The 996-nt window shown below is 64.2% G+C and carries 1 protein-coding gene and 1 pseudogene; both read left to right on the forward strand.

The genetic code is table 11. The annotated features are described in order from the left end of the window. Positions 1 to 312, forward strand: a pseudogene (locus ACYVDE_RS24145) (hypothetical protein); the annotation flags it as partial. Between the two features lie 116 nt (positions 313 to 428). Then, positions 429 to 996 (forward strand): orotidine-5'-phosphate decarboxylase (gene pyrF / locus ACYVDE_RS24150; protein ID WP_460504067.1); only part of this gene is annotated, 568 nt, incomplete at its 3' end.

The following is a 996-nucleotide window of genomic DNA, read 5'->3' on the forward strand; positions in this document are numbered from 1 at the left end:
GCCCTGGCCGCCACCAACACGCTGAAAGTACTGCACCTGCCCGCCGATAGCATTGCCGCCCCGCTGGTGGGTGGTCTCTCGGGCGAGGCGCTGCGGCCGCTGGCGCTGCGCTGCGTGTGGGAGTTGGCGAATGACGAGAAACTGACGCTGCCCATCTTCGGCACGGGGGGCATTTTCACCCTCCGCGACGTGCAGGACTACCTGCGCGTGGGCGCCCAGGCCGTGCAGGTGGCCAGCGGCGAATGGCTGTCGCCGGGCCTTACGGCGCGACTGGCGGCCGAGGTGGCGCACAGCGCCCCGGTATCTCAGTAGCTTGGCCGCGTTGCAGTTGGAGCAGATGAAAGTGATGAATTGAAATTGGATATCTGCTTTTAACTCATCATTTTTAACTTTTAACTCAACCTCCCATTCCCACCCAACCTGCTCCCATGCAAAAACTCATTGCCCGCGTTCAAGCCGCTAATTCTCTGCTCTGCGTCGGCCTCGACCCCACCGGCGACGACGCCACCGTGGCCCGCCGCCTGCGCGAAGTCATTGCCGAAGCGGCTCCCTACGCAGCTGCATTCAAGCCCAACCTTGCCTTCTTCCTGAGCCGGGAAAACGGTGTGGCGCTGTTGCAGCAAACCGTGCGCGATATTCCCAAGGATATTCCGGTGATTCTGGACGGGAAATTCGGCGACATCGCCAACACCGCCGAGCAGTACGCCCGCTTCACCTACGACGTGGTGGGCGCCGATGGCGTGACTGTGAACCCCTACATGGGCGACGACACCATCCGGCCGTTTGCGCGGCCCGGCAAGCTGGTTTTTTCGCTGGCCAAAACCTCCAACAAGCCCGTGCACGGCCTGCAGGACGCGGCCATGACGCGCGGCGGCTCCATCAGCGACTGGGCCGCCCGCCTGGCCAAGCTGATGGACGAGGAACTGACCGATTCGACGGTGGGCCTGGTGGTGGGGGCCACCGAGCCGGCCACCGTGGCCAAGCTACGCGCCGCCT

Source organism: Hymenobacter agri, from assembly GCF_054778495.1.